We start from the raw sequence: 23,027 nt of genomic DNA, 5'->3' as shown, positions 1-23,027 counted from the left end.
GGCCCCTTACAGCGTGTGGACGAAGAATTGCGCGATGAAGGCGGCGCCGAGGAACACGCCGGCATTGGCCAGCAGCGACACGACGACGATGCGCCAGCCCAGGCGGCGGAACGCCGGCAGGTCCTTGGCCAGCGACAGGCCGGCGAAGGTCAGCATGGGGGTGATCAGCGCCAGGAAGCTCACCTTGCCGGTCAGCTCGGCGATGGTCGAGGCCAGCGGGAAGCCGGGGAAGGTCATGCCCATGGCGACCAGCGAGACCCAGCACACGGCCGGGATCTTGCGGCCCAGGCCGCGATAGATCAGGTCGCCGATGACGACCGCGCCCACCATCAGCGCCACGCCGGGCAGCGCTTCCAGGATCGGCACGCCGAAGCCCACGCGGTTGCCCAGCAGCACCATGAAGCCCACCACGCACCAGGCGAGCAGGCGCTCGAGCCACTTCAGGTCGGGCACGATCATGCCGGCGGCCTGCTTCTCGGTCTCGGTCAGCTGGATGGCGCCCTTGTCGCCGCGGTCGCGGCCACGGCCCAGCACGGGCTCCAGCACGCGGTAGGCCCAGACGGCGAAGGGCAGCGAGATGAACAGCGTCATGTAGGTGCCCACGGTCGTCGCGATCAGGTTGCTGGCGGCGGCGAAAGCGGCCACGTCCTTGGCGACTTCAGGCGTCTGCTGCGCGGCGATGGCGCCCACGGCGGCGGCGGTCATGCTGCCCGAGCCCACGCCCGCGCCCATGGCCAGGGCCAGCGGGTGGAAGAGGTTCAGGCTGGTGACGAAGCCCGCGAAGATCGAGATGAAGATGGCGCCGATGAGCGTGCCGGTCACGTACTCGGCCAGCACGCCGCGGCCCTCGGGCGAATCCATGCCGAACTTCTCGCCGATGATGGCCAGGCCCGGCTCGCGGCCGATGGAGAAGGTCGCCCCCACGGCCTCACGCTTGATGCCCAGCAGCAGCGCCACCGGCATGCCCAGCAGCACGCAGCCGAACAGGTTGCCGAACTCCTGCAGCAGCAGGCCCCAGCCGGCTTCCGCCAGCTTGGGCAGCGCGCCGCCCACCAGCAGGCCCAGCTTGGCGATGAAGATCAGCAGCGCGGGCTGCAGGACGGCGGATGCCAGGAACTGCGTAGGCAGGTCGACGCGCGTGGCCGCGGGCAGGCGTTGCTGCCAGATGCCCAGCGCCAGGCCGATGAGCAGCGCCCAGATCATGGGCAGCAGCACGACCTTGCCGATGCCCAGCGGGATCGCCAGGGGGCCGAGCGCCTCGGCCACGACGGCGATGACGATCGCCAGGACATAAAGACGTAGCGGGCTTGCGCTCTGCGCCTGACCGGCGAGCGGAATGGTTGCCATGGAACTTCTCCCCTTGGGCGCCGGCCTTGTTGTGCCGGTCACCTGGCTGAAATGAACGAATGTGGTGTGGCCAGGCCACTGCGCGGCCCAGCTAGTCCGCACTGTAGCAACGCGGAAAACTCCTCTTTCAGTTTTTTTGTTCTAATAATTCGCACACCACCCGTCCTGTCACAGAGCCCGCCGCCATGCCTGCCTTTCCCGAGCAACGCCTGCCCTATCTCTATGAGGCCGTGCACTGCGGCAGTGTGCGCGCAGCCGCCGAGAAGCTCGCCATCGCGCCCTCGGCCGTCAGCCGCCAGATCGCGCTGCTGGAAGAGGAGCTGAACGTGGCGTTGCTGGAACGCCACCGCAAGGGCGTGGTGCCCACGCAGGCGGGCCAGTTGCTGATCGACTACACGCGCCAGCAGGTGGCGCATCGTGGCGACATGCTCTCGAAGATCGAATCGCTGCGCGGCCTGCGCAGCGGCTCGGTGGCCGTGGTGACGGGCGAGGGTTTCGTGCAGGACCTCGTGCGCAACCCGCTGCGGGCATTCCGCGAACACTATCCGGGCATCACCGTCTCGGTGGAGATCAACGGCACCACCGAGATCCTGCGCCGCATCAGCGAAGACGAGGCCGAGCTGGGCCTGGTCTACAACACCCCCGCCGATTCACGCATCGTCATGCGCGCGGCCTGCCAGCAGCCCATGTGCGCCATCGTTGCCCCCGACCACCCCCTGCGGCGCGAGCAACACCTGGCATTCGCCGAACTCACGCGCTGGCCCATCGCCCTGATGAACGGCAGCTACGGCATCCGCCAGTTGCTGGCCCACGTGGAGTACACGGAGAAGACGCGGCTGAACCCCGTGCTCACCACCAACCTGATCTCGGTGCTCAAGGCCTTCGTCGCCACCGGCCAGGGCATCACGCTGCTGCCCCGCTTCTCGATCTCGCACGAACTGGCGGCGGGCGAACTGTTCGCCGTGCCCGTGCGCCATGACATCCTGGAACGGGCCGAGGTGCATCTGATCACGCGCGCGGGCCGGCACCTGTCGCCTGCCGCCAACCAGTTCGTCTCGCATTGCCTGCAGGGCATGTCCGCCTTCCGCCCCGGCGCCAATTGAAAGCTTCCGGCAGGGATCGCCGGACCTGACACCGCGTCCCGTCAGACGCGACAGCGATGTTTACGTTGTCATACAACTAAATTCCTGGGTTCTCTTCATCGGAACCCGCATGGCGATTGGGGATAGCGCTATTTCACCGCGGAACCGCAGCTTTCACGCATCGCCTCGGCTTCGTAAGCTTCGCGTAAACAAAGGCTCTCAGCCTATCGTAATCCCTAGGCGAGGGATTGCCCCGATGACTCGGGTTTGTCGTTGACATGCCGATTTTTGGCGGCAGATAATCCATCAACTCATACGACAACATATGACGAACGCATCGATCCGGTGACGCTTCGTTCCCGAGACAAGCCGCCCCCTTCCGGGGGCGATCATCGATTCCCGCCATGACCCGACCCGAGACCCCGAACCGCCTCGACCGCATCCTGCTGACCGGCGCCGCCGGCGGCCTGGGCAAGGTGCTGCGGCAAAGCCTGCGCCCCTACGCCCGCATCCTGCGCCTGTCCGACCTCGCCCCCATGGACCCCGCCGGTCCCGGCGAAGAAGTCGTGCCGTGCGACCTGGCCGACCGCGACGCCGTCGACGCCCTGGCCCGCGATGTCGACGCCATCCTGCATTTCGGCGGCGTCTCGGTCGAACGTCCCTTCGAGGAGATCCTGGACGCCAACATCCGCGGCATCTTCCATCTCTACGAGGCGGCGCGGCGCAATGGCGTGAAGCGCGTGGTCTTCGCCAGCTCCAACCACGTCATCGGCTTCCACAAGCAGACCGAGACCCTCGACGCCCACGCGCCGCGCCGGCCCGACAGCTACTACGGCCTGTCGAAATCCTATGGCGAGGACGTGGCCAGCTTCTATTTCGACCGCTACGGCATCGAGACCGTCAGCATCCGCATCGGCTCGTCGTTCCCGGCGCCCGCCAACCGCCGCATGATGTCCACGTGGCTCAGCTACCGCGACCTGACCGCGCTGCTCGAACGTGCGCTCTTCACGCCCGGCGTCGGCCACACGGTGGTCTACGGCATGTCCGACAACGACGTGGTGTGGTGGGACAACCGCCACGCGGCCCACCTGGGCTATGCCCCGCAGGACAGCTCGCGCGTGTTCCGCGACCAGGTCGAGGCGCAGCCCGCGCCCCCGGCCGACGACCCTTCGATGGTCTACCAGGGCGGCGCTTTCGTGGCCGCCGGCCCCTTCGAGGCCCCCGCCGCCCGCGCGCGGCCGCCCGTCGCCGGCGCCGAACTCATCGTGGACGCGCGCCACGGCGTGGGCGAAAGCCCGGTGTGGCAGGCCGCCGAACAGGCGCTGTATTGGGTGGACATCCCCGGCAGGACGCTCAACCGCTGGCGCGCCGAAGACGGCAGCCACACGGCCTGGACGGCCGGCGAGCAGATCGCCTGCCTGGCCCGCCACGGCGACGGCTGGGTGGCGGGCATGGAAAGCGGCATCTTCGCGCTGCGGCCCGAGGCCGGCGGCCAGCTGGCGCAGACGCTGCTGGCCCGCATCCCGCACGCCCTGGCAGGCATGCGCCTGAACGACGGGCGCTGCGACCGTCAAGGCCGTTTCTGGACGGGCAGCATGCTCATGGACATGGCGCAAGGCGCGCCCGTGGGCGCCCTGTACCGCCTGGACAGCGCCCAGCCCGGCCAGACGCTGTCCCCGCGCCTCGACGGCCTGGTGGTGCCCAACGGCATCGCCTTCAGCCCCGATGGGCGCACGATGTATGTGTCCGATTCGCATGCCAGCGTGCGCCGCGTCTGGGCCTTCGACTACGACACCCGCACTGGCACGCCGTCGAACCGCCGTCTCTTCATCGACATGAACTCGTTCCCCGGCCGTCCCGACGGCGCCGCGGTGGACGCGCACGGCTGCTACTGGATCTGCGGCAACGACGCGGGCCTGGTGCATCGCTTCACGCCCGACGGCCGGCTGGACCGTTCGCTGGCCGTGCCCGTGAAGAAACCCACGATGTGCGCCTTCGGCGGCCCGGGCCTGCGCACGCTCTTCGTCGCCTCCATCCGCCCGCAAGGCATCGACCTGTCCGACCAGCCGCTGGCCGGCGGCGTCTTCGCCCTCAATCCGGGCGTGGCCGGCCTGGCCGAACCCGCGTTCCGGGGCTAGGAGCCGGACGGCCCCTGCCCATCCTTCCATAAGAAAACAGGAGACACCCCATGAAACCGCTACGCACCCTGCTCGCCGCCCTGCCGCTGGCGCTGGCCCTGCCCTCCGTGGCCCTGGCCCAGACGCTGAAGGCGTCGGACACCCATTCCGCCGGCTATCCCACCGTGGTGGCGGTGGAGCAGATGGGCAAGAAGCTGGAAGCCGCCACCGGCGGCAAGCTGAAGATCCAGATGTTCTCCGGCGGCGTGCTGGGCACCGAAACCGAGGTGGTGGAACAGACCCAGCTGGGCGCCGTGCAGATCGCGCGCATCTCGCTGGGCGTGGTGGGCCCCATCGTGCCGGACGTGAACGTCTTCAACCTGCCCTACGTCTTCCGTGACGAGGCACACATGCGCCGCGTGGTCGACGGCGAGATCGGCCAGGAGATCCTCGACAAGGTCACGAACGCCAACTTCAACCTGGTCGCGCTGGGCTGGATGGATGGCGGCACGCGCCACCTGTACACCAAGAAGCCGGTGCGCACGGCCGCCGACCTGAAGGGCATGAAGATCCGCATGCAGAACAACCCCGTGCTGCTCGACACCATGGAAGCCATGGGCGGCAATGGCGTGGCCATGAACACGGGCGAAATCTTCAGCGCGCTGCAGACCGGCGTGATCGACGGCGCCGAGAACAACTCGCCGACCCTGCTGGCGCACAACCACTACCAGATCACCAAGTTCTTCACGCAAAGCGGCCACCTGATCATTCCCGAGCTGCTGGTGATGTCCAAGCGCAGCTGGGAAAAGCTCACGCCCGAACACCAGGCCCTGGTGAAGAAGGTGGCGCGCGAAGCGCAGCTGGAGCAGCGCGAGCTGTGGAACAAGCGCGTGGCCGAGAGCAATGACAAGCTCAAGGCCGCCGGCGTCGAGTTCATCGAGATCGACAAGACGCCCTTCCAGCAGGGCACGGCCCCGGTGCGCGAGAAGCACGGCGCGCCGTATGCCGAGCTGATGAAGCGCATTGCCGCGGTGCAGTAACACCGTCACCCCACGCCTGGGACACAGGCCGGCCCATGCGCTTCCCGATCCAGGTGGCGCAGGCGGCCGGCGTCCGGAGCCTTCATGAAGAACCTGATCCTGCGCGCCAACGACGCGTTGTACAACGCCTGCATCTGGATTTCGGGCCTGTCGCTGACCGCGATCGCCCTCATCATTCCCTGGGGCATCTTCGCGCGCTACGTGCTGGGCACGGGCTCGCGCTGGCCCGAACCCGTGGCGGTGCTGCTCGTCACCGTCTTCACCTTCCTGGGCGCCGCGGCCGCCTACCGTGCCAACGCGCACATGGCCGTGGCGATATTCACCGCCCGGCTGGGTGCCTCGTTCAGCAAGGGCTGCGGCGTGCTCATCCAATTGCTGATGGGCATCGTGGCGCTCTTCATGCTGATCTGGGGCATCAACCTGTGCATGGCCACCTGGGGCCAGTTCAACAGTGCCCTGCCCGGCTTGCGCACAGGCATGGCCTATCTGCCGATTCCCGTCGGCGCGGCCGTCACGCTCGCCTTCGTGATCGAACGGATGCTGCTCGGCGAACAGCATGAACGCCCCATCATGCAGCTGGATGCCCCCGCAGCCGAGGGAGTCGAATAATGGATGCCTTCGTCCTCATCGGCAGTTTCCTGCTGCTCATCGTTCTCGGCATGCCCGTGGCCTATGCGCTGGGCCTGTCCGCGCTCATCGGCGCGTTCTGGATCGACATTCCCTTCAGCGCGATGATGATCCAGGTGGCCGGTGGCGTCAGCAAGTTCTCGCTGCTGGCCATTCCCTTCTTCGTGCTGGCGGGCGCCATCATGGCCGAAGGCGGCATGTCGCGCCGCCTCATCGCCTTCGCGGGCGTGCTGGTCGGTTTCGTGCGTGGCGGCCTCTCGCTGGTGAACATCGTGGCCTCGACCTTCTTCGGCGCCATCTCCGGCTCGTCCGTGGCCGATACGGCCTCCGTGGGCTCGGTGATGATCCCCGAGATGGTGAAGAAAGGCTATCCGCGCGAATTCTCCACCGCCGTCACCGTCAGCGGCTCCGTGCAGGCGCTGCTGACGCCGCCCAGCCACAACTCGGTGCTGTACTCGCTGGCGGCCGGCGGCTCGGTGTCGATTGCCGCGCTCTTCATGGCCGGCATCCTGCCCGGCCTGTTGATGAGCGCGGCGCTCATGGCGCTGTGCATGGTATTCGCCCGGCGACGCAACTATCCCAAGGGCAAGGTGATTCCGCTGCGCGAAGCCTTGAAGATCTGCGTGGAGGCAACCTGGGGGCTGATGACGCTCGTCATCATCCTGGGCGGCATTCTTTCCGGTGTCTTCACCGCCACCGAATCCGCCGCCATCGCTGTGCTGTGGGCCTTCTTCGTGACGATGTTCATCTATCGCGACTACCGCTGGCGCGACCTGCCCAAGCTCATGCACCGCACCATCCGCACGGTCTCCATCGTGATGATGCTGATCGGCTTCGCGGCCAGCTTCGGCTACATGCTCACGCTGATGCAGATCCCGGCCCAGATCACGGCCACCTTCATGGCGCTGTCGGACAACCCGACCATGATCCTGCTGTACATCAACATCATGCTGCTCATCCTGGGCACGATGATGGACATGGCGCCGCTCATCCTGATCCTCACGCCCATCCTGCTGCCGGTCGTCACCAGCATCGGCGTCGACCCGGTGCACTTCGGCATGATCATGCTGGTGAACCTGGGCATCGGGCTCATCACGCCGCCGGTGGGCGCCGTGCTGTTCGTGGGCGCGGCGGTGGGCAAGGTCAGCATCGAAGCCACCATCAAGGCGCTGCTGCCCTTCTACCTGGCGCTCTTCCTGGTGCTGATGGCGGTCACCTACATCCCCGCCATCTCGCTGTGGCTGCCCGGCCTGGTGCTGTGACGCGCGACGTCCCGCGCACGCCCCTGCTGGTCCTGCAAGACGGCCTCACCCGGCTGGCGCTCGCGCCGTCGCTGGGCGGGGCCATCGCCAGCTGGCGGCGGCTGCGCGACGGGCTGCCGCTGCTGCGCGATGGCGGCGATGCCATCGCCTCGGACGCCAGCCCGCGCACCCTGGCGCAGTATCCGCTCGTGCCCTGGTCCAACCGCATCGGCCAAGGCGGCTACGAGACCCCGCAAGGGTGGCAGGCGCTGGCGCCCAACACCTCGCACGACCCCCACCCCATCCACGGTTCCGCCTGGCAGCAGGCGTGGCAGGTAGTCTCGCACGGCGCGCGCCACGCGCACTTGCGGCTCGCGTGCGCCACGCCCTTCGCCTACGTTGCCGAGCAGCGCATCACGCTGGACGAAGGATGCCTGGACTGCCGGCTGGTGGTCACGCATCACGACCACCGTCCCAACTGGCACGGGCTGGGCCTGCACCCTTACTTCCCTCGCAACGCCGCGACCCGGCTGCACGCGCCCGCGACAGCCGTCTGGCAGGGCCAGCCCGGCGCGCTGCCTGACGCGCTCACGCCGGTGCCCGCTGACTGGCGCTTCCCGCAGGCCCGTGCGCTGCCCGCCACCCCCGTCGACCACGCCTTCGACGGGTGGGATGGCACGTGCGTGATCTCGCAACCCGACCACGGCTATGCACTGGCCGGACGCGCCACCGGCTGCGGCCTGTACCTGCTGTATTGCCCGGCGGGCCGGGACTTCTTCTGCTTCGAGCCCGTCAGCCACCCCATCGATGCGCATCACCTGCCCGGCCGTCCCGGGCTACGATGGTTGACCTCGGGCCAGCAGGCCGCCCTGCGCTGGCAGTTGCGCTACCGGGAAACGCCCGCGCCTCACATGACAGGCGTATAGTCTGTCGACAACAAGTATCCTGAATCTTCCTCCGTGTCACACGCCGCCAAGCCTGCCGTCTTCCCCCGTCATGTCGCCATCGCCGTGCTGCTTGCCGTGGGCTGCACCTTTGCCGGCAACCACGTCGCCGCGCGCATCGCGTTCGATGAAGGCACGGGCCTGCTGCTGGCGGTGCTGGTGCGCTCGGGCACGGGCCTGCTGGCGCTGGGCGCGGTCGTCCTGTGGCAGCGCCAGTCGCTGCGGCTGCCCCCGGGCACCTGGCGGTGGCAGGCACTGCTCGGCGTGCTCATCACCATCCAGAGCCTGTGCCTCTATTCCGCCGTGGCCCGCGTGCCCGTGGCCGTGGCGCTGCTGGTGGCCAACGTATTCCCTGTGATCCTGGCGCTGCTGACCTGGGCATTGGGCGGCAAGCCGCCCAGCCGCCGCACCGCGCTCATCATGAGCATCACGCTGTGCGGCCTGCTGCTGGTGCTGGACATCCCCGCCAAGCTGGCCGGCCAGGCCGTGGGCCCGGAGTGGCTCGTGGGGATCGCCTGCGCGGTGACCGCCGCCTGCGCCTTCGCCTCGGGCCTGTGGGTCACCGAGCACAAGCTGGCGCCCCTGGCGGGCGCCACGCGCAGCTTCTACACCATCCTGGTCGTGTTCACGCTCATGATCGGCGCGGGCAGCGCGGGCGTGCTGCCCAGCGGCATGGTCACGCCCGACAGCCTGCGGGGCTGGCTTGGCATTGCCGCGCTGGCCGTGCTGTATTCCACCGCTTTTTCCATCCTCTTCGTGTCCATTCCGCGCCTGGACATGGCGCGCAATGCGCCGGTCATGAACATCGAGCCGGTCGCCACGCTGTTCATGGGCTGGGCCCTGCTGGGCCAAACGCTGGAACCGATACAGCTGGTGGGCGGGGCCATCGTGCTGAGCGGGATCATCCTGCTGGCGTATTCGAAGCAGCGTTGAAGCCGGCGCCGCGCCGGCTTCGTCCTGCTTACAGCCCCATCTGGCGGGCTTCCTCTTCCGTCAACCGCGCCCGCGCGCTTGCCGACAGCTTGCCCGCCGCCAGGGTTTCCATCATGCCGTCGGGCGGCGCCGATGAGTGCCGCTCGCCCGGCCGGCGCGCCTCCTCGCCAGCGGGCGCATCGCCGAAACCCAGGATCTGCACGCTGATGATGGAAGGCAGATTGCGGCGCGCTTCCCTGCGCTGACGCTGCACCGACTCCTGCGCGGCGCTGGCCGCCGACGAGGAGGCGGCACTGGCCGAGGTCAACGCCCCGGTATCCACCACGACCGCCAGCGGCACGCCCTTGCTTTCGCCCTGGACCTCGATGTTGGCGGCATTCAGCACCTGCAAGGCGGCGATGTTCAGGTTGCCCGCCACGCGGATGCCGGCGTCGCCCGCATTCACGGTGCCTTCCGGCGCCACCATGTCCACGTCGCCATCCCCGACCGTGCCGATGCCGCTGCCGCTCATGTCGGCGCGCTCGCGCACCACGGTGTTGGCGTCCTCATCGGTCAGCACCTCGGGCGAGGACGGCACGCGCACGGTCTTGGCGCCGCGCCCGGCATCGATGTCGCCGCGCGTGGACCAGAGGATCTGGTCGCTGCCCTGGCGCGTGGCCTCCGGCACGAAGGACAGCAGGCGCGACCGGTTGATCGTGATGTCGTCGCGTGCGAACACATTGATGTGGCCCGATGCCAGCGTCACCAGGCCGAAACCCGCTGGCACCTCGGCGCCCAGCGCGGCCACCTGCAGGCCGCCGCCTGGCGTGAAGACATTGATGTCGCCGCCCAGGTAAGTGCGCACCATCAGGTTGTTCGCGGTGATGTCGCCCCGCCACGCGTCCCCGGGGAACAGGGTGCGGACGGCGGCGTGGCCGCGGTTGTAGCCGCCGTTGCGCGGCAGCTCGTCCACGCCGGGCTCGTTCTGGTCGCGGCCCGCATCGCGCAGCTCCAGCAGGAAGGCCTGCCGCAGGAAGGCTTCGCGCGCCAGCGCCGGCAAGGCCTGATACCGCGCCCAGGCGTCCATCGGCGCCAGACGCTCGCCGGTCAGGGTCTCCATGTACGACACCAGCCCGCGCCTGACGGTCTTGGCAAAGCCATCCGCGCGCGTCTGCACCAGGTCGCTGAGGTAGATCGGCAGGCGCGTGCCCTCCGGCCCGGTCCCGGTCAGGTAATCCGGCATCGCCGCCACCCGAGCCGGATCCAGGTAGGCCGACTCGAAGGCAGCGTAATCCGCGGCACCCGCCAGCCCCGCCATCAGGGTGATGCCGGCACCCTGCTCGGGCAAGCCATTCACCTTGCGGCCCGGCACGGGGCGGTTATTGGTGTCGTAAGCCTCGTGATGACCCAGTGTGACCACCCGCAACGCGTTCGCGTAGATGTCCCGGCCGGCGGCCATCACCAGCAGCCCCGGCCCCTGGATCTCGATGTCGTTGACCGCATAGGGATTCAGGTCCGTGCGCAGATGCAGGATGTCGTTGCCGGCCTCCAGCAGCGTCACGTCGGTCGCGCGCAGGTTGCGGCCAAGCAGCTCGATGCCGCGGATGTCCACGCCCGCACGCACCCAGGTCTGTTCGTTGGCGCGCATCCTGAGCCCCGTGATGGAGCCTTGTGCGTACACGCGGCTGGCGTCCATGTCGTCGCGCAGATCCAGCACGTCCGGATTGCGGGCCGCCAGGTCATTCGGCTGTATCGGATTGCGCAGGATATCGTCGATGGGCCCGAGTTGATGCTCCCCCTGTTCATGCGTCGGCGCATAGGGCGAGGGCATCAACGCCAGGGGCGTGTAGGCCATATAGATGCCGGGCACCTTGAGGCCCATGCGTTGCGCGTCACGCGAGAGGCGGTCGATCAGCACGGTCGAGAAATCGAGATCGCCCCCCACCGCGATGCGCAGGTCATTGACCACGCCGGGCGCCATCTTCAGCGGCCCTTGCAGGGAAAGGTCGCCATTGAGCGCGCTCACCCGCAGGCGCGCCGGGAACAGGTTGCCGCCGTCCCCGATCAGGAAGTCCTGTTCGGTCGTGGCCGTGGTCAAGGTCACATCGCGGAAGATGAAGTCCGCCTGGTTGGTCAGCGTCACGTTGCCACCCGTCGAGACGAGCTCCAGCGCCGAGCGCGCGGTGTAGCCGTTCATCTTCGCACCGTGGTGCCGCGTGATCTCGCCCAGGCCATCCGGCCCGTAACGCACCATCAAGGGATCGACCACCGTCTGCAGCACGAGATCGCCCGCCGTTCGCAGGCTCAGCGTCGCGTCGCCCAGGGCCAGCACCGGCGCGAGATCCAGCTTGTGGACGCGCGACGGCCAGTCCTCGACCGTGACCGCCACGCTGTGGCCCACGCCGGTACGCGCGGCCGTGATGCGGCCGGCGCCGCGCGCCACGTAGTACTGCCCGCCCAGGATGGCGCCGCCGGCCTCGACCTCGAAGGCGCCGCCGTTGCGCAGATGCTGGGTCATCGCCTGGCCCAGCGCCAGGCCACCGCCCAGGCGCATGTTGGTGGGCTGCACGACCAGCAGGTTCACCAGGTCCGCGCCCGCGCTGACCGAAACGTTGCCGCCGCCCAGGGCGCCCACGCCCTGCTGGAAGGCGCCGTGGCGGACCCACCAACTGGACTGTTCGGGCGGGCGCAGGGCCGGCACCCAGTTCCAGTTCTCGTCGTAGCTGCCCTCGCCCACATCGTAGGTGCCGAAGTACAGCAGCTTGTTCACGTTGCCCTGACGGTTCAGCCATTCGACAAAGCGCTGCCCGGAAGGCTGCGCGCTGATACTGCCTTGCGCGGAGATGTCGAGATTGCCGCCCTCGATGGCATAGACCGCGTCGGCCCGGGCCGTCGTGAACACGCCGCCCAGGGTCGCATCCGCATCCCGCCGGCCTGCCGTGTACAGCACCGATGCCTTGTGTGCCAACGTCACGTCGCGGCCCGCCCGCACGAACAGGTCACCCGTACCGGTACGGGCGTGAATGCCGGTGCCGGTATCCACCGACGCATCGGGATCCGTATCGGGCGTGCCCAGCACCACGCTGCCACTGCCCGCGGGCAGCGCGGCAGCGGGCCGCAAGGCCAGGCGGTCGATGGCGGCAAGATCCGCGCCCGCGACCAGGCTCAGGTCCCACGACTCTCCGCCTTGCAGCGCGCCGTCGCGGCCTGCCAGGTCGAAGCCATCGCTCAGGTGGCCCAGCAGGCGCAGGTCGCCCGCCGCCCGCAGCGTCAGGCTGCCCAGGCGCAACGCAGGGAAGTCGGCATGCAGGTTCCAATCGGACGACAAGGTCAGGTCGCCCTGGCTGGCCAGCTCGATGGCCGGCATGATGGCAAAGCCGCTCGCGCCGCCCAGGCGGCTGGCGATGGCGCCGCCCTGCGCGCCGAAAGCCGAGGCCTCGGCCACCGCCTGGGCGCGCGCGGCGTCCACGTCGCTGGTCTCGTAGCGCTGCAAGCCTTCCAGCACCCGGGCACGATCACCCCGCACATCCAGTTGCAGGCGATCGACCGCCAGGTCCAGGTTGCCCGGCATGCGCAGCGCGCTGATGCGCACCCGGCCGCCGTCGCCGCCCCCCACGTCCACCAGCCCGCCCGCGATATCCACCCGGCCGCCCGCCGCTTCCAGCGTCACGCGTCCGCTGCCCACGGCCTCGGTCGCCCCCGCCAGGATGCTGCCGGCGGAGGTCATCGCGAATCCGCCGCCACCGACGAGACGCACCTTGCCGCCGTAAGGCGAACGCGCATCGATCATCCCGTCCACGCGAATGACGCCGCGATCGGCCTGCAGGGAAAAGTCGCGCACTTGCGTCAGGCCATCGACACGAACGTCGCCGTCGCGGACACGCAGGTGGCGCGCACGCGAGAAGCCGGCGTCGTTCAGCCGCTGCGCCAGCGTGGCATAGTCAGGCAGGCGATCAATATCCAGCGTCAATGCGCCGCCCAGGCCACCCAGGCCGGCCTGGGCGTGCAACACGCCCTCCAGCGTGACACCCTGGTCAGCCACCATGGCGAGCGTGCCCGCACTGGCGCCCGTGGCATCGCCCGACAGGTCGGCCACGCTGCCCGCGGCCAGACGGACGGCCCCGCCCACCGAGGTCAGCGAGATCTGCCCGGCGTCCACGTATTCGACCAGATCGTGGAACACCTTGCCCATGCCCCGGACGTCCAGCAGCGCGCCGTCGCCCAGCAGCAGGTCGCCCGCCGAGGCGGCCAGCGTGATCGCACCGCCGCGCGCGACGATCCGGCCATCCACGTGCAATTGGGCGCCCGAGAGCGACAGGCGCGCGCCCAGACCGCCGCCGTCCACCGGCACGGCTTCGCTGGCCGCCAGAACCAGCTTGCCTGCCGTGCGCAAGGACATGGCGGCGGCATCCTCGCCCACCAGTACCGGCGCACGCAGCACGACGTTCGCGCTACCCGCGTCCAGCGTGCCCTGGCCGCTGCCGAGGATGTCCTCTTCGCCCTGCAACAGCACCTCGCCGAAGCCGGACAGCGTCTTGGTCCCCTCGCCGAGCACCAGCCTGTCGGCCACGACAGCCAACGTGCCCTGCCCCGTGCCCAGCGGCGCGGTGGCCCCCGTGCTGTTGGCCAGGGTGACGCGCGCGCCGCGCAGCGACACGGTCTGGCCGCCATGGCCCGCAAAACCCGCGCCATCGAAGGTGACGGTGTGCAGCCCCGCCGCCAGCAGATCGACGGACTGGTGGAAATCGAAGCCCGTGTAGCTGCGCAGCGTCAGGCTGCGCGTGTCCGACAGTTGGGCCAGCGCATCGGCGTCCAGCACCAGGCCTTCGCCGCCGCCGAAACCCACCCGTCCCGCCGAGACCGTCAGCGCCCGAGCGGACAGGATGGCTGAAGGCGCCATGTCGGTGCGGCGGGTCGCGTCGATCAGCAAGGCTTCGCCGCCGGCCAGGCGCGCGCGCGCGCCGATGCGTACCCAGCCGCCCATGCCGCTGCTGTCCACGCCCTCGCGCAGCACCCGGCTCGGCGCACCGTTCGAGACACGCAGCAGGGCCCCCCAGTCGCGCGCGGGCGCCAACAGCGTGTCGTCCTCGGGCAAACCCGGCGTACCGCCATCGTCATATTGGGCCGCCTGTTGCGGCAGCAGCACCAGGTCGGTCGCGTCAGCGGCCAAGGTTCCGCGCGCCTCGACCTGGCTGCCCGCCTCGATGTTGAGCTGCTCGCTGGCCGCCAGCAGGATCTCCGGTCCCCACAACACGCTGTCGGTGCCATTGCGCACCACCAGGTCGGTGGCGGTGACCGACACGTTCAGGCCCAGCTCGCCCCCGCGGCGCGTGCCGCCCACCAACAGGCTGCCCGCGCCGAAATTCGACAGCCTGCCGGTGTCGAGCAGCAGGAAACCGTCGGCGCGCAGGTCGGCAGCGTCCTGCCCCGCACCCACCAGCGCGATCTTGCTGCCGGCAATGTCGACCAGGCCGCCGCGTCCGCCCGGCGCCGCAACCGAATGCAGGCTGCCATCCAGCGTCAGCGACTGGCGCGCGTCGAACACCACCGAGCCGCCATCACGCGGCAGGCGGGGCGTGACGATGTTCACGCCCGACTGGCGGTAGCGGGTGAGCTTGAAGGCTTGCGAGGAGAAATAATCATTGGCGCCCGCCTCGTTGTACTCGGTGTAGGCGCGCACCATGGCGCCGGGCATGATCTGCCAGGCCTGTTCCTGGAAGGCGAAGGAGCCATCCAGGCCATTGCCGCGCCGCCCCGCCATGACGAGGCTGCCATCCGCCAGGCGGGCCACCCCACCGGCTGCCGCGACGCCCAGCGGGGCATCGCCCGCCACCCGCACGGCATACGCGCCCGGCAGCAAGGCATAACGCGCCGGCAGCAGGGTGTACCAGCCCGCGGCCAGGCCCGGCCCGCCGGGCAGCCACAGTTGCTCGGCCGAGTCCGTTCCCGGCACGGGCGCGTATCGTGGCCCCTGAGGCAGGATGGCATAGGTGCCGGGCCGCGCCAGCACGTCATGCGAACCGCCCGGGCCCGGCACGAATTCCCAGGCCTGCAGATCGCCGCCGCCCGCGATGTCCACGCGGCCGCCCGGCGCCAGCGCCACGTCGGGCGCCTGCAGCAGGATGCGCTTCTCGGGCGGGGCCAGCAGCAGGCCATCCAGGGGATTGGACTCGTCCAGGATCTGGCGGGTCGGGTCCAGCCACTGCTCGCCATTGCGCAGCGTGCCGTACAAGGTATGGACGCCGGCGCCCGACACCGAGGTCAGGCTGTCCGGCCCCAGCACCAGCCGCTCAGAGGCCTCCAGCACGATCTGTCCATGCGGCGCGCGCAGCACGCCGTTCTGCTCGATCACGGGAGCGCGCAGCGTCAGGGAACTGCCCGCCGACAACGGCGCGCCGCCTTCGGCGCCGGCACGCGTGACCTGGATGGCATCGCCCGCGCGCACCTCGACCTGCACGCCGCTATCGGCGTGGACGACGCCCGCGGCCAGTTGCAGCGTGCCGTCCACGTCCATCAGCGCCGTTTCCAGCGGCGTGCCCACGTAGCGGATGGCGTCCGCGCGCAAGCGCGATTCTGCATAGCCGGTGATGCGCGCGCCGCCCGACCGGTTGACGCCGCCCCGCACCTCGATCACTTGCGCATCCAGCGACAAACGGCCCGCCAGTCCCGTCTCCGCACGGGCGGGCGCGGTGCTGTCAGGCGCGGCCAGTCCCAGCGAGATCATGGGCGCCGACAGGCGGGAGTCGGTGCCGTTCATGCCGGCCACCACGCCGTGCAGCGAGATCGAGCGGCCCAGCGACAGCGCCACGCCGTCGAGCTGGATCGCGGACTGCGACGACGACACGGACAGGTCCGCGAAACCGCCGCTCGCCAAGGCGCCCGGCCGCAGCACCAGCGCATAAGGACGCCCCGGCGCGGCCAGGCCGTCCCGCAGCACATCGGTGTAGAACACGTTGTCGCGGAAGGCATCCAGCACGTCGGGCGTCAGGCCGTAATCCACCGGATTCACGGGCTGCGGCGCAGGGCCCGCGCCCGCCGCCCGATCCGAAATCATCATCGCATGGCTGGAGCCGCCACCCAGCAGGCTTTCCAGCTCCAGCGGCAGGATCATCGTCATACCCGGCGGCAGCGCCCAACTGAAGGCCGGCGCGTAGTCCACGCCCAGGGCCTCGCGCCAATCGGCGTAGTCGCAGACGCCGTTGCCCGCCAGCCCGTAGCAATCCGGGTCCAGCCACTTCAGCGTCTCCTTGATCTGTTCGATGGGAGCGGGGCCGTTGCCGGCAGGCGCGGCATAGCCGATCTCCAGCCCGCCCCCCGCCGCGCCCGGGCCACCGGCCTGCCCCAGGAATGTCCCCTCCAGCGTGCCCACGCCGCTGATGCGGATGCGTCCCGCATCGCTGGGCCAGCGCAGGGTCTGGCGCGACGCCGTGAAGCCGTTGGCGCGCACGGCGTCGATCTCGCCCTCCGCGCCCGATACGTCGATCAGCGCACCGCGCGGCATCGCGAGCTCACCATAGAGGGTGATGTCGCCGCCCGGCAGCACCTTGCCGCCCCGCAAGCCGCTCGCGTCCCGGTGGATCAACGCGACGCCCCGCGCCAGCAGGCTGGCGCCCGCGTGCATGTCGGTTTGCCTGGCGTGGACCGTGATGCGTCCGGCCGGCGCATCCAGCGTGCCGCGCAACACAAGCGTGTCGATGGATTCGACCGTGCTGCCCAGGTCCAGGCTGGCGCGCGGCGCCAGGCGCAGCAGCGCGCCTTCGCCGATTTCCACCCGCTGGGCGCTGAGCGACAGGCCGCCCGGGGCCCAGGCCAACTGCTGGTCCGGGCGGCCCGTGGTCAGGCCCCCCGCCTCGGTGATGGCGGCGCCCGTCGGCAGGCTGGCATAGCCGCCATCCTCGACGTTGACGGCCACGCGGCGGTGTGTCAACTGCACGCCCGCGGGAAGCGTGATCGTGCCATCTCCGAACCCAGCGACGTCCAGCGTGTGGAAACCGCGGTCGCCATACAAGGATGCCGGCAGCACCACCGTGCCCGGCCCCGCCCCGCTCGGGTCGCCGCCGAGCTGCACGTTCGCCCCGATGCCCAGGGCCAACACGCCCCCTTCGCCCGCCGCATAGGCACGCAGATCCAGGCCTTGCAGCCCGCTCAGCGCATCCAGCTGGCCCACGCGCAGGACGCCCGCATCGCCCGCCGTCAACGCCGCACGGCCACGGCTGCCGACACGGACCTGTCCGCCCCCCGACACATCCAGCCGGGCGCCGGCCTCGACCCGCAAGTCACCGCCCTCGACGCTTAGCTGCAGCAATGCAATGGTGCCGCCATCAATCGCCGTTGCCTCGGCCCGCTGGCCGTCCTGACTGTCATTGAGCCAACTGCCCGAGACATCCAGCACGCTTCGCGCGCCCATCTGCAACGTGCCGCCCCGGGTCTCGACGATCAGCGTGCCGCCCGGCGCGCGGACCTGGCCATCCACCTTCATGTCGACCGAGGAGCCTTCCACCGCCCTCAGGTTCAGCGCCGCCCCCGGCGCCAGCACGAGGCGTGCGTCCGCGTCCATGACCACGTCACGCGTCACGTTCAGGTTCATCTCGCCCAGCCCTGAGGCATTCAGCATCGCATCCGACAGATACGTCCGCTTGGTGGGCCTCGTCTGGCCCATCTCATCCTTCGCGAGGGGATCGGAGCGGTCCTTGTCCAGGACGGTGTCGATGCCGAAGGAAGCCGGCAGCAGCCCGCGCTCGCCCGCGGACAGCACCAGGCTGCTCATCGACCAGCTGGTATCGTTGAACGAACCGCCGCCGATGGTCAGCGTCCCGCCCGCGACCGGCACGCGGCCCGGCGTGCGGCCCTCGGGCAGGCGCCCGGCCCAGATGTCGCCATCCAGCACCAGGCCCGCCCCCGCCTTGATCTCGATCTCGCCCGCCGCACGGCCTTCCAGGTAGCCCGGCTCGTGCAGGGCACGACCGCCTTGCAGCGGGTCGAACCAGCGCCGCGTCACGCCCCAGCGGCCATGCGCCACGGCGTAGCTGCCCGCCAGGCCGATATACGAGACGTCGAGCGGCGCGGCGCCGATTTCATGGATGCGCCCATCGCTGCCCAGCAGACGGCTGGCGGTGTTCAGGCCATCGCCATAGCGCACGGAACCGCCCGCTACGTCCAGGAGCGCGCCCGCGCGGGTGATGATGTCGCCCTCGGCATTCACCAGCGAGATGCCACCGCCCCGCGTGGACAGCTCGGCCAGGTCCGTCTTGCCGACCCCCACCCACCCCGACACATCGGCCAGCGGCGTGCCTACCCAGGCGCCCGGCACCGCGACGCCATCGTCGCCCATGATCCACTCGACACCCGACATCGGGCCGGCGCCATGACTGCCCGCCACGCGACGGTCCACCACGAGCTTCTGTCCGCGCAGCCAGCCGTCGCGCTGCATCGGGGAGTCCCGCAATTCGTTGATGCGCAACTCCACCGCCACGAAATTGCGCGCCATCGGCACGCCCACTTCCTGCAGGCCGGCGGTGCTCAGGAACGCCTGATCGGCCAGGTAGATGCGGCCGCCCCGGGCGCTGCCATCGCGCAGGCCGCGGGCGGATTCCTGAATGCCCAGCGCATTGCCCGAGGCCTGCACGTCGATCGTGCCCGCCGGCACACGCACGGTCGCCGCGCCCTCGAAGGACACCAGCTTGCCGTACAGGCGCACGCTGCCCGGCACATAGCGGGTGGCCAGCGCCGCGGCCTCGATCTCGCTCGTATCGCCGGCGTCGGGCAGGACCTGCGTGACGCTGCCCGCCCCCAGCGTCAGCGTGCCCGAGCTCCAGGAGCGCATCTCGTTGGTCGAGTCCGCGAAGGACATCATGCCCTGGCCCCAAGCCCTCAGGTGGATGGAGCCATTGCGGTTGTTCAAGGCCGTGCTGGCGTGCAGCACACCGCGTTGCGTGACGTCCAGGCCGTGCACGGTGATGTTGCCGCGCTCGGCGCTCACCACGCCGTCGTTGCGGACTTCATAGCCCACCTCGCGGGCGCGCGCGTCCATCACGTCCAGCACCCGCTCGCGGATCTCGGCCCGCGGCTGGCTCATGAAATGGCCGGTGAGCTGGTAATAGGTGAGATTGCGCGGATACGGCGAGGACACCGCCACGTCCAGCCCCCGCACCTCATTGGGCGTGCCTTCGTTGCTGACAGACGTAATGGTTTTCAGGAATATGTTCTCGCCCGCCGCCAGGATCACCTGGCCGTCCGGCGCGGCCAGCCCGCCCGCGTTGAGCACCTTCGGCGCGAACAGCATGATCTTGCCGCCCGCGTGGGCCTCCAGCCGGGCGCCGGCTTCCACCTCCACGGGCGCGGGCGCGGCCCCCGGCTCGAACGAGGGCGCGGTGCCAAAAGGCGAGATGGCCTCGCCCGCATGCTCGCCGAAGGTGGGAATGGCGTATCCCGTTCCCGCGCCCAGGTCATGGTTGCTGGGCGAATTGATGCCCTTGCGGAACTGCTCGTCGCTCAGCTTGAGGCTGGCCGCCACCAGGTTGCGCGCGTTGACCTGGCTGCTGCCATGGAAAATGACGCCATTGCGGTTGACCAGATAGACCGCACCCTCGGCGCGGATCTGTCCCGCGATGCGGCTGGGCCGGCCGCTCGGATCATTGATGCGGTTGAGCACCACCCAATCGTTGGCGCCACTGGCCGCCGTGCCTGCGCGCTGGTCGAAATGGACGGTGGTGTTGCGCCCGACGTTGAAGGACTCCCAGTTCAGGATGGCCTTGGACTCCACCTGTTCGACCACGACCTCGGTGCGTCCGCTCGTGGTGGACTGGCGAGGCGCCAGGGCGCCTGCCCAACCCGCCGTGGCGGATGCGGTGTCCACCGCCAGCCCCCCGCGCGCCAAGCCATCCGGGATGTCGCCGTTGGCTGCCAGCGCGGCACGCCGCGCCGCGTCCTGCGCGGCATTCTGGGCGGCGATGGCCTGGGCGCTCCGCGCCAGGTTCTCCATCTGCCGGCGGGCCTGTTGCGTCTGGGCACGCGCCTGCGGCGTGCCCACGGCCGGCACGCGCACGGCGGGACGCGCAGCGCCCTCGACATTGCCACGTTGCGCCGCGAACCAGTTGCCGCTGGCATGGGCATCGGGCGCACCGCCCATCAGCAGCGCAGCCAGGACGGTCGCCAGCGGCGTCAGCGCCGGACCCGGCACGCTGGCGCCAGCGTGGGGCGCACGGCGCGAACGCAGGCGGGAATGCGGGGAACACGAGGGGGGAACTAAGGACGTCATGGCGGCTTGGAATCCTGGGCTGAGCAGTGGCTGGAGCCGCCGTGTCGCGGCAGGCTCCCTGCTATCTAGTCGGATCACGCGGCGCCGATCGCTACCGGCAACGCCATGAATTTTTTATGACACCTTGCCGCCCGGCATGGATGACTCAGCCCAGGAACACCACCCTGCCCATGCGGCGCATGGGCAGGTGGTACAGCGACTGGATCTGGGCCACGGCCTCGTCCAGCGCGGCGATCTCGAAGTTCGCGCTGATTCGCCGCGCCGCCTGGCTTTCATCCAGCAGGACGACCCGCCCAGGCCGGTAGCGGTTGATCTCTTCGATGGCCTCGGCCAGCGGCAGATCGTGGAACACCAGCATGCCGCGCCGCCAATCGGCCTGAGCGCCTGCCGAGGGATAGGGCCGCAGCACGCCCAGCTGCCGCGCGTCATAGGCCACCTCGTGCCGCGCCGGCACCTGCAGCACCCGTTCGCCATGGCGCAACTCGGCCCCCCCGGCATTGCAGCGCAAGCGCACCGCGCCATCCCGCAAGCAGCGCAGTTCGATATCGCCGTGCGTCAGGCGCACGCGGCCCGCGCCCGCCACCACGTCCAGCGGCGCCGCGCGGCGAGCTGTCACGGCGGCTTCGCCGCGCAACAGGGCCAGGCGGGGCGCATCGCCCGCCATGTCCACCGACAGGCTGCTCTGCGTATTGAGCATCACGCTCGCCTGGGCCACGACGTCCAGGTCGCGCCGCTCACCGGTCGCGGTGCGATAGTCCGCATCCAGGTCGCGCCAGGGCTCCCACAGGCCCAGCGGCGGGCGCACGAGTCCCACTGCCCCCACCGCCCCGGCAGCCGTCGCGGCCAGCCCCAGCACCTGGCGGCGGGTCGGACGCGCGGGGCGTGCAACGGCGGGCGCATGCGCCGCATAGGCCCGGGTCACACCGCCCAGTTCGCGCCAGGTCTGCGCGGCGTGTTTCCACGCCTGCTCGTGCGCAGGGCTTTGCGCACGCCAGCGCCGGAACGACTCGCCATCCTGGCGCGTCGCATTGCCGCTGGCCAGGCGCGCCGCCCAGTCATGGGCCTGGGCCTGGAGGGCGCCTGCGCCGGCGAGGTCGTCGCGCTTCGCGCCCATCATTCCTGTTCCTCGTCCATGGCACGCGCGCAATGCCGATGCGCGGCCTGCAACTCGCGTCCGACCATGGCCAGCGAGATGCCCCAGCGGCGCGCCAGTTCAGCACGCGGCACCTCGTGCACCCGGGCAGACACCAGGATGTCGCGCTGCCGCGCCGGCAAGCCGTCCAGGACCGCGAACATCCGGGCCAGATCGTGGCGCGCGTGCGCCGTCTGGTCCGGCCCGGCCGCGTGGTCGGCCACGTCGAAGAAATCCGCCACCTCCGCCTCGCTCAACAGGCGATGGTCCCCACGCAGGCGATCGATGGCGGCATGCACGGCCGTGCTCACCAGATAGCTTTGCGGATGGGCGACGTTCTCGAACCCTTCCTTGCCGGCCAGCCGCACATAGGCGTCATGCAAGGCGTCTTCCGCGAGCTCTTCCGGTCCGCCCAGGCGCCGCGCCACCTGGCTGCGCAGCGAGGCGTAGCGCTCGGTCAGCACGCGGCGCAGTTCCACCAATCCCTTTCCGCCGCTCATGCGCGTCTCCAGGCAGGGCGGGCCGAGCGCCGGCGCCGCCGCGGACAACCGCCATGCCGGCGGGCCGACGCGGGTGTCAGCAGCAACAGCGTCGGCTGCCCATAACCCGCGGGAGGCGCCGACCCCAGGGAAAGATTCGTCAACGCCGCACGGATGCCGGGTTCCTGCTCGGGCCGGCCCGTCGCGACGATCTGCAAGGCGTCGATGCGCTGGCGGCTGTCGATCCGGAACCGCAGCAGCAGGCGGTAATCCCCAGTCTGCAACGCGGGATCGGCGCACAGCGCCCCCATCACGCGGCGGCGCACGCGCGCGGCATAGGCATCGACCGCGGGACGGACCGTCGGACGGGAAGCCTCCGCCTCCTCGGCTGGCGCGGCGGGCACCGGTACCAGCATGAAGGAACGGGAGGAGGTGTTCCGGGACACCAGCCCCGTGCCGGCCAGCAAGCCGCGCAAGGCCGCCTCCGGCGTATAGCGGCCATGCAGCGGCGCGGAACGGCGCGTGGCGGCCAATGCCGTGTCGTAGAGCACCGAGCGCCGCGTCTGCCGGCTATACGCCTCGAGCGCCTCGTGCAGGGGCAGGCTGGGCAGCTCGAAGGCCTGCGCGTCGTCCACGGCCTGGGCGAGGGCCGCGGCCTGACCCGGCTGAGACGCGCCCAGGACGCTCCATGCGGCGCCTGCCAGGACCAGCATGGCGATCAGCCTCGCCACCGCAGGCTTGCGGGCGACACGCGGATCGGCGCGGAAGGAGAGGCGTGGGACATGCACGGACAGGGCGGGAAAGGACGCAGGCAGAGCGTCCGGCGAAGGGCGCCAGCCTACCCCAGCG

At 70.0% G+C, this 23,027-nt stretch carries 12 protein-coding genes and 1 pseudogene; 8 read left to right on the top strand and 5 right to left on the bottom strand.

From position 1 onward, the window contains the following. Positions 1 to 6: 6 nt before the first annotated feature. A complete protein-coding gene (locus tag ODI_RS04095) occupies positions 7 to 1,347 on the bottom strand; it encodes a DUF3100 domain-containing protein (RefSeq protein WP_067752239.1) in 1,341 nt (446 codons plus the stop codon). Positions 1,348 to 1,532: 185 nt separating this feature from the next. Between ODI_RS04095 and ODI_RS04090 the strand changes: the two genes are divergently transcribed. The 8 genes and pseudogenes from ODI_RS04090 to ODI_RS04060 all read left to right on the top strand — a co-directional run bounded on the left by ODI_RS04090 (position 1,533) and on the right by ODI_RS04060 (position 9,331). Continuing rightward, complete coding sequence (locus tag ODI_RS04090) at positions 1,533 to 2,450, top strand: LysR family transcriptional regulator (RefSeq protein WP_067752242.1); 918 nt, start codon at positions 1,533 to 1,535, stop codon at positions 2,448 to 2,450. Positions 2,451 to 2,833: 383 nt separating this feature from the next. Continuing rightward, positions 2,834 to 3,646, top strand: a pseudogene (locus ODI_RS22485) (NAD-dependent epimerase/dehydratase family protein); the annotation flags it as partial. Beyond that, positions 3,626 to 4,567 (top strand): SMP-30/gluconolactonase/LRE family protein, encoded by a 942-nt coding sequence (locus tag ODI_RS04085; protein WP_067752362.1) that lies wholly within the window; start codon positions 3,626 to 3,628, stop codon positions 4,565 to 4,567. The pseudogene ODI_RS22485 and the gene ODI_RS04085, both read left to right, overlap by 21 nt. A gap of 50 nt (positions 4,568 to 4,617) precedes the next feature. Then, the gene (locus tag ODI_RS04080; protein ID WP_067752245.1) at positions 4,618 to 5,586 is read left to right on the top strand and encodes a TRAP transporter substrate-binding protein; all 969 of its coding nucleotides are present in this window, start codon (positions 4,618 to 4,620) and stop codon (positions 5,584 to 5,586) included. 84 nt (positions 5,587 to 5,670) lie between these two features. Continuing rightward, positions 5,671 to 6,195, top strand: a complete 525-nt coding sequence (locus ODI_RS04075; RefSeq protein ID WP_067752248.1) for a TRAP transporter small permease — start codon at positions 5,671 to 5,673, stop codon at positions 6,193 to 6,195. Continuing rightward, positions 6,195 to 7,475, top strand: coding sequence for a TRAP transporter large permease (locus ODI_RS04070; RefSeq protein WP_067752251.1), 1,281 nt, complete (start codon positions 6,195 to 6,197; stop codon positions 7,473 to 7,475). Before ODI_RS04075 ends, ODI_RS04070 begins: the two co-directional genes overlap by 1 nt. Continuing rightward, complete coding sequence (locus ODI_RS04065; RefSeq protein ID WP_067752254.1) at positions 7,472 to 8,380, top strand: aldose 1-epimerase; 909 nt, start codon at positions 7,472 to 7,474, stop codon at positions 8,378 to 8,380. The genes ODI_RS04070 and ODI_RS04065 overlap by 4 nt, the downstream gene beginning before the upstream one ends. Positions 8,381 to 8,413: 33 nt before the next feature. Further along, on the top strand, positions 8,414 to 9,331 hold the full coding sequence (locus ODI_RS04060) for a DMT family transporter (protein ID WP_067752257.1): 918 nt from the start codon (positions 8,414 to 8,416) through the stop codon (positions 9,329 to 9,331). 28 nt (positions 9,332 to 9,359) lie between these two features. On the opposite strand, the gene ODI_RS04055 is transcribed toward ODI_RS04060, so the two are convergent. The 4 genes from ODI_RS04055 to ODI_RS04040 all read right to left on the bottom strand — a co-directional run bounded on the left by ODI_RS04055 (position 9,360) and on the right by ODI_RS04040 (position 22,966). Then, positions 9,360 to 20,567, bottom strand: a complete 11,208-nt coding sequence (locus ODI_RS04055) for a filamentous haemagglutinin family protein (protein ID WP_098020836.1) — start codon at positions 20,565 to 20,567, stop codon at positions 9,360 to 9,362. Positions 20,568 to 20,712: 145 nt separating this feature from the next. After that, positions 20,713 to 21,684 (bottom strand): FecR family protein, encoded by a 972-nt coding sequence (locus tag ODI_RS04050; protein ID WP_082985255.1) that lies wholly within the window; start codon positions 21,682 to 21,684, stop codon positions 20,713 to 20,715. Further along, the gene (locus ODI_RS04045) at positions 21,681 to 22,199 is read right to left on the bottom strand and encodes an RNA polymerase sigma factor (RefSeq protein WP_067752365.1); all 519 of its coding nucleotides are present in this window, start codon (positions 22,197 to 22,199) and stop codon (positions 21,681 to 21,683) included. Before ODI_RS04045 ends, ODI_RS04050 begins: the two co-directional genes overlap by 4 nt. After that, on the bottom strand, positions 22,196 to 22,966 hold the full coding sequence (locus ODI_RS04040; RefSeq protein WP_157929714.1) for an STN domain-containing protein: 771 nt from the start codon (positions 22,964 to 22,966) through the stop codon (positions 22,196 to 22,198). Before ODI_RS04040 ends, ODI_RS04045 begins: the two co-directional genes overlap by 4 nt. Between the last annotated feature and the right edge of the window lie 61 nt (positions 22,967 to 23,027).

It is taken from the genome of Orrella dioscoreae (assembly GCF_900089455.2).
GTDB classification, from domain to species: Bacteria; Pseudomonadota; Gammaproteobacteria; order Burkholderiales; family Burkholderiaceae_B; genus Orrella; species Orrella dioscoreae.
This window is presented reverse-complemented; position numbering and strand designations above follow the sequence as displayed.

Bases quoted from the DNA above. Each gene is read 5' to 3' on its own strand.
- ODI_RS04070 (WP_067752251.1), top strand. From the start codon at position 6,195: ATGGATGCCTTCGTCCTCATCGGCAGTTTCCTGCTGCTCATCGTTCTC.
- ODI_RS04055 (WP_098020836.1), bottom strand. From the start codon at position 20,567: ATGACGTCCTTAGTTCCCCCCTCGTGTTCCCCGCATTCCCGCCTGCGT.
- ODI_RS04090 (WP_067752242.1), top strand. From the start codon at position 1,533: ATGCCTGCCTTTCCCGAGCAACGCCTGCCCTATCTCTATGAGGCCGTG.
- ODI_RS04080 (WP_067752245.1), top strand. From the start codon at position 4,618: ATGAAACCGCTACGCACCCTGCTCGCCGCCCTGCCGCTGGCGCTGGCC.
- ODI_RS04075 (WP_067752248.1), top strand. From the start codon at position 5,671: ATGAAGAACCTGATCCTGCGCGCCAACGACGCGTTGTACAACGCCTGC.
- ODI_RS04045 (WP_067752365.1), bottom strand. From the start codon at position 22,199: ATGAGCGGCGGAAAGGGATTGGTGGAACTGCGCCGCGTGCTGACCGAG.
- ODI_RS04050 (WP_082985255.1), bottom strand. From the start codon at position 21,684: ATGATGGGCGCGAAGCGCGACGACCTCGCCGGCGCAGGCGCCCTCCAG.
- ODI_RS04095 (WP_067752239.1), bottom strand. From the start codon at position 1,347: ATGGCAACCATTCCGCTCGCCGGTCAGGCGCAGAGCGCAAGCCCGCTA.